This window comes from Thermoflexus sp., assembly GCF_025055495.1.
Taxonomy (GTDB): Bacteria; Chloroflexota; Anaerolineae; order Thermoflexales; family Thermoflexaceae; genus Thermoflexus.
On the sequence record NZ_JANWXB010000098.1, the window covers coordinates 1 to 6,360 of the forward strand.

General features: G+C 66.0%; 6 protein-coding genes. 1 reads left to right on the plus strand and 5 read right to left on the minus strand.

All coding sequences use genetic code 11. The features are described 5' to 3' along the window. Positions 1–68 precede the first annotated feature (68 nt). The 5 genes from NZM16_RS03340 to NZM16_RS03360 all read right to left on the minus strand — a co-directional run bounded on the left by NZM16_RS03340 (position 69) and on the right by NZM16_RS03360 (position 5,547). Positions 69–929 carry an NAD(+)/NADH kinase gene (locus NZM16_RS03340; protein ID WP_295450214.1) on the minus strand — a complete coding sequence of 287 codons (861 nt, stop codon included), beginning with the start codon at positions 927–929 and terminating at the stop codon, positions 69–71. 20 nt (positions 930–949) lie between these two features. Continuing rightward, complete coding sequence (locus NZM16_RS03345) at positions 950–1,675, minus strand: SDR family NAD(P)-dependent oxidoreductase (RefSeq protein WP_295450212.1); 726 nt, start codon at positions 1,673–1,675, stop codon at positions 950–952. 261 nt (positions 1,676–1,936) lie between these two features. After that, a complete protein-coding gene (gene arcC / locus NZM16_RS03350) occupies positions 1,937–2,887 on the minus strand; it encodes a carbamate kinase (protein WP_367281002.1) in 951 nt (316 codons plus the stop codon). A gap of 28 nt (positions 2,888–2,915) precedes the next feature. Continuing rightward, the gene (locus tag NZM16_RS03355; protein WP_295450208.1) at positions 2,916–3,896 is read right to left on the minus strand and encodes an ornithine carbamoyltransferase; all 981 of its coding nucleotides are present in this window, start codon (positions 3,894–3,896) and stop codon (positions 2,916–2,918) included. 433 nt (positions 3,897–4,329) lie between these two features. Beyond that, positions 4,330–5,547, minus strand: a complete 1,218-nt coding sequence (locus NZM16_RS03360; RefSeq protein ID WP_295450205.1) for a YgeY family selenium metabolism-linked hydrolase — start codon at positions 5,545–5,547, stop codon at positions 4,330–4,332. 232 nt (positions 5,548–5,779) lie between these two features. Here NZM16_RS03360 and NZM16_RS03365 point away from each other — a divergent pair, with 232 nt between their 5' ends. Then, on the plus strand, positions 5,780–6,241 hold the full coding sequence (locus NZM16_RS03365; protein WP_295450203.1) for a nucleotidyltransferase family protein: 462 nt from the start codon (positions 5,780–5,782) through the stop codon (positions 6,239–6,241). The last annotated feature ends 119 nt before the right edge of the window (positions 6,242–6,360 follow it).

Below are 6,360 nucleotides of genomic sequence, written 5' to 3' on the forward strand. Positions count from 1 at the left end.
CCCCCGAAAGACGCTTTCTCCCCCCTCAGCCCCCAAACCCTGGGAGAGCCTGGAAGTTGCCGATGACATCAGGGGTTGTTTTCATCCGCGACCATACGCCGGAGGCGGGTCGCGAGGAGGCGATAAAAATAGGAGCGGTCCCGCAGCCGGATGAAGCGCGCGCTGAAGGGCGCCGCCGCGATCTCCACCCGATCCCCTTCCGCGATCGGCTCATCCCCGGCCCCATCGATGGTCAGCGCCGCCTTGCCCTCGGTGTGCACGGTCAGGGTCAGGCGGACCCCTTCATCCAGCACCACCGCCCGATCCAGGCTGAGGTGGGGGGCAATCGGGACCAGGACGATGTTCTTGAGCTCGGGGGGCAGGATGGGGCCGCCAGCGGCCAGCGCATAGGCGGTGCTGCCGGTCGGAGTGGCTACGATCAGGCCATCCCCAATATAAGTCGTGAAGTAACGCCCATCGATCTCCACCCGGACCCGCACGATGCGCCCTAGGCCCATCCGGCCGATCACCACATCGTTCAACGCGTAGAAGGGCCCCTGGCGCTGATCCTCCCGGATCCAGCAGGCCTCCAGCATGAGCCGGCGCTCCACCCAGTAATCGCCCTCCCACACCCGGCTCAGCTGCTCCAGCCACTCCTCGGGCTGGATCTCCGTCAGAAACCCCACCCGGCCCAGGTTGATCCCCAGGATGGGCACGCCGGCCGGGGCGGCATAGCGGGCGACCCGCAACACCAGCCCGTCCCCTCCGAACGTGATCGCCAGATCCCAGCCTGCGACGATCTCCACGCGATCCAGGGTTTCCGCCGGGAGCAGGATCGGCTCCCGGCCGATTCGCTGGAGATACTCGGCGACCGCCTCCGCCAACCCCCAGGCATGGGGACGCTGGGGATGGAGGACCAACCCAATGCGCTGGAAGCGGACCTCCGCCACAGGAAGTCTCCTGTCTATTTTCAGGGCCAGCGGAAGGAACGAGCGTCCAGGCTCTGTCCGGTGATCTCCCGGCTCTCATCGGAGGCCAGATATACGAAAATCGGGACGATCTCCTCCGGCGCGGGCAGGGAGAGAGGATCCTCCTCCGGATACGCCTGGGCCCGCATCCGGGTGCGGGTGGGGCCCGGGTTGACGGCGTTGACCCGGATGCCTTCGGGGGCGAGCTCCTCCGCCAGGACCTGAGTGAAGATTTCGACGGCACCCTTGGAGACCGCGTAAGCGCCCCAGCGCGCCCGCCCCCGCCGGCCCACACCCGAGGAGAGGTTGATGATCGATCCGCCTCCGGCCTGCCGCATCAGGGGGAGGGCCGCGCGGGTCACTAAGAAGACGCCCGTGAGGTTGACTTCCAGGACCTCGCGCCAGACTTCCAGCGGATATTCGGCGATTGGCACGCGAGGTCCCAGCACTGCGGCGTTATTGACCAGCACGTCCAGACGACCGAAGGCCGCCTCCACGGCCGCCATCAACGCCTCGACCTCCTCCGGTCGGGTCACGTCGCACGGCCGGGCCAGGATGCGGGCCCCATCGCCATAGGCGCGCAGGGTCTCGGCCGCGGCCGCCAGCGCCGCGACATCCCGGGCGCAAAGGGCTACCGCCGCGCCCTCTTGCACATAGGCCCGGGCAATCGCCAGCCCGATGCCCCGACTGGCCCCGGTGATCAGCGCGATCTTTCCCTGGAGTCGCATGCCGCGCTCAACGATCTAAGCAGGAGTCGCCCAACCGGAAACCGGTGCAGAAGAATCCCGTTCGACCTAATGAATCGACGCCATGGATAACGTCCGAGCTCCACTACGGGTTTTGGGGGGTAGGGCGCCGTCTTCAGCAGCCCCACCTCCCCCTCGCTCCTGCGTCCCCTTTCGATTCGGGGTTTAAGGGCCCTGGCCAGTTGGCCCGCCGCCCGGCCCCGTCCTTCCGGCTTCCGGCCAGCTCAGCGGCTGTTCGCTGCGTCATTCACCTCGGATAAACCACGTGCCGGTCTCGCCCCGCAAGGCCGCCGGGATATGAGGGGGATCCGTGATCAGAGCGACCTTCCCGCCGTGCTCCAGATACTGGAGGATGGCTTCGATTTTGGGCCCCATGGAGCCTGGGGGGAAGTGGCCTTCCGCCAGATAGCGGCGGGCCTCCGGGACGGTCAGCCGATCCAGCCAGCGCTGGTTCGGCTTCCCGTAGTTCAATGCCACTTTCTCCACCGCCGTCGAGATCAGGAAGAGATCCGCCCTCAGCTCGATCGCCAGCAGAGCGCTGGCCAGATCCTTGTCGATGACCGCCTCGACGCCCACCAGGTTCCCCTCTTCGTCCTCCACCACCGGGATCCCCCCACCGCCCACGGCGATCACCACGAAGCCATCCCGCAACAGAGACCGAATGGCCGCCAGCTCGATAATGCGTCGGGGGCGGGGGGAGGGAACCACCCGCCGCCACCCCCGGCCGACATCCTCCCGAACCACCCATCCCTGTTCAGCGGCCCGCCGCCGGGCGGTCTCCTCATCCATCCAGGAGCCGATGGGCTTGGTCGGGTTTTGAAAAGCCGGATCCTCGCGATCCACCAGCACCTGGGTGACCACGGTCACGGCCAGCCGATGGATCCCTCGGCGCCGGAACTCGTTGTAGAGGGCCTTCTGGAACATATAGCCGATCGCCCCCTGAGTGTCCGCGTCCGCCGCATCCAAGGGCACGGGATGCAGCTCGTGGAGGGACAGCTCGCTGCGCCGGAGGATAAAGCCCACCTGCGGGCCGTTGCCATGCGTGATCACCACCTGCCAGCCCTGGGCGATCATCTCGGCGATGTGAACCATGGTCTCGCAGGCGGCCTCGTATTGATCGGGGACCGTCATACGATCTGGGCCTTTAATGAGGGAGTTGCCGCCGACGGCGACAACGGCCAGTCCGGGCTCCAAACGCATATGAGCCTCCAGGGAATGGAGATCAACGCATCACCAGCGCCATCACCGCTTTCTGCACGTGCAACCGGTTCTCCGCCTGGTCGTAAACCACCGACTGGGGCCCATCGATCACCGCGTCCGTCACCTCCAGGCCGCGATCCGCTGGCAGGCAGTGCATGTAAATAGCGTCCGGCCGGGCCAGCTGCATCCGCCGCTCATCGGCGATCCAGTCCTGATACTTGCGGGCGATCCGGGCGCTCTCCTCCGGGTCGGTCGTCAGCACCCAGCTCCCCCAGCTCTTGGGGTAGACCGCGTCTGCATCCCGGAAGGCTTCGTCCATGCTGTCGGTGATCTCGAAGACCCCGCCGTAGCGGCGGGCGTTCTCCCGCGCCTGCTCCACGATGTCGGGCATGAGCTGGAACTCGGGCGGATGGGCCAGCACCACATGCATGCCGAAGCGGGTGAGCTGGAGGATCAGGGATTGGGGGACCGAGAGAGGTTTCTGGTAGCTGGCCGCGTAGGCCCAGGTGACCGCGATCTTCTTCCCGCGCAGATCCCGCCCCTTCTTCTCGACCAGGGTCATGAGGTCCGCCAGGATCTGGAAGGGATGGTAGATGTCGCACTGCATGTTCAGGACCGGCGCCCGGCTGTATCGGGCGACCTCCGTGATATACGAGTTCCCCACCCCCCAATCGACGTGGCGGATCGCGATGGCATCGAAGTAGCGGCCGTAGATCTCCCCGATCTCCTTGGCGGTGTCCCCGTGGGCGATCTGGGTGGTCTTCGATTCGATGAAGGCGGGATGCCCGCCGAGCTGCGCCAGCCCCGCCTCAAAGGAGGCACGGGTGCGGGTGCTGCTGTAGAAGAACAGCATGGCCATGGTCTTCCCTTCCAGGTAGCGATGGGGAACCCCCATGGCCTGTTTCATCTTCAGATCGAACGCCACCTCCAGCACCGTCTGGACCTCCTCCACCGACAGGTCCAGGTCGCTGATGACATCACGGCCGCGCAGATCGGTCTGCATGGAAAGCCTCCTGATTCAGATGCTGGGTTTGCTGGAAACAGAAAAGACGCCATAGGCAGCTCCGTCGGATTCACCGCCTCAGTTGCACACGGCGTGAAAGGATCCTCTTCTCCTTTCCGGGGCCTTTCGAGCTGTGAGAAAGGGTAGGAGCCTGGAGCCGGTCGGACGGAATGGAACACCCCCACCCTCGGGGAAAAGACTTCTTTGGGGATGGAACCGGGCACCGCAGGCATCCGGCTCCGCCCCTAAGCCCCCAAGGAGGCGAACGGCGCAGCTCCTGATCGGCCTGCTGGCCGACGAGGGCGCTTGCCCGGCCCCCTATCCTTCATCGAGGGGAAAGGTTCCCCTCCTCCTTTTCGCAGCCTTTCCGGCCGCAGGAGCAAGGAACGCCTCCCGACGTCGCTCCGCCGCGGATGCGGGAACCCGCTTCCGATTATACGGGGAAATAACCCCGGAGGATGGAGGGGAAGAGGGCGTAGAAGGCTGTCGCTTCCACCACCTCACTCAGGGAGATGTGCTCATCGACCCGATGGGCATAGGTTTCGTCCCCAGGGCCGAAGCCGATGCTGGGGATGCCGGCCTTGCCCGCCCAGTAGGTGCCATTAGTGGAAAAATCCCACTTCCCGGTGGGCCGCCGCTCCCCCCAGATCGCCTCGATCGTCGCCTGGCCTGCCTGGACCAGCGGGTGGGATTCCTCCAGCGCCCAGGCCGGGAAGTATTTCTCCACCGGATAGCGGAAGCCGGTGTAGCTGGGATCCTCATAGCGCAGGATCTCGGCCCGCATCGCCTCCCGGTGCTCCGGTGGGATGCATGCCGCCACCTGGGCCAGCGCCTCCTCCTGGGTTTCCCCGAAGGTCAGCCGCCGGTCAATGTAGATGGTGCATTCGTCGGGGACCGCGTTGATGGAGGGGGTGCGGCTCTCGATCATGGTGACGGTGATGGTGCCTCGGCCCAGGAACTCGTGGGATTTCAGATGGGGGTCCAGGTCGCGGACCGCCGCGATCACCGGGAGCATCTTGTAGATCGCGTTATCCCCCAGCCAGTTGGAGGCCGCGTGGGCGCTCCGCCCCTTGGCCACCACCTTCAGCTCCACCCGCCCCCGATGGCCGCGATAGACCCGCAGCCTCGTGGGCTCCCCGATGACCACCGCGTCGGGCCGGATCTTCGGGTCCACCTCGACGAAGATATTCGGGGCCAGCCCGTCGCACCATTCCTCCATATTCCCGAAGTAATACACGGTCCACCCCTCCAGCAACCCCAGATCCCGAGCGATCGCCAGGCCGTAGACCATCCCGGGGGTCGATCCCTTCTCGTCGCATGCGCCACGAGCGTAGAAGAGATCCCCTTCCAGACGGCCCCGGAACGGATCCCAGGCCCACTGCTCGGGATCCCCGATCCCGACCGTATCCAGGTGGCTGTCATACACCAGCACGCGAGGGCCGCCGCCGATGCGCCCCCGGATGTTCCCCATCGGGTCAAACCCGATGTCCGCGAAGCCCAGGCGGGCCATCTCCTCCGCCACCCGCTCCCCCACCGCCCGGATCTGGGCATCGTAGCTGGGGATGGCCACGATGTCGAAGAAGAAGCGGAGGATCTCCTCGCGGCGCCTTTCCATGGCCTGGCGGATCCTGGCGACGATCTCGGCGCTCATGGGCATTCCCTCCGAAAAAGATGCGGACAGCTGGCAATCGTAGTGAGAGCGGGGATTTTGTCAAGGGGTGGAGCCCGGCAACCTGGTCCCCCTGAGTGAAGAAAGGATGGCGCCCTTGCTGGATCAGATGGAGGATGCGATCATGATCGGCGATGGCCCGGTCGTCTGACCAGGGATCCGGGGCGGGGACTGCCCTCCCCCCTCACGAACGGCCCAGGTCAGGAGCGAAGCGATGGAAGCCCTTCCGCTGACGAGCCGATCGGAACTGCCTTCGATCCTGGGCGCCCGGCTGAGGGATCTCCAGGATCTTTTCGACGCCTACGGCGTGGAATTCGCCCTGGTGTTCGGATCCCTCGCCCGAGGGGCGGAGCAGCCGTGGAGCGACGTGGACATCGGGATCTACCCGGCCGCGTCCCCCTCGCTGCTGGAGCTGGGGGAATGGACCGCGTCGCTGGAGCTGATCCTGGGCCGCGATGTGGACCTGATCCCTCTGGATGTGGCGCTGGAGCGCAACCCCGCCCTGGCCTATCGGGCCGTGGCCGAGGGCCTCCTGATCTTCTGCCGGGATCCCCAGAAGTGGGTAGCGTTCAAGACCCGTGCCATCCTGCGCTATCTGGACACCGCATTCCTTCGGGCGATGCTGGAGCGGGCGTTCCGGGAGCGCGTGGGGGCCGGCTCATCCGGTGGGGGATGAGATTATGCGCGAGCGCTTACAACGGCTGGAAGTCGTGCTGCGGGAGCTCCACCGCTTCCAACAGCGTTACACTCTGGGAGAATGTCAACGGGGATCCTTTAGTCCCTGGCGCTTGTCGG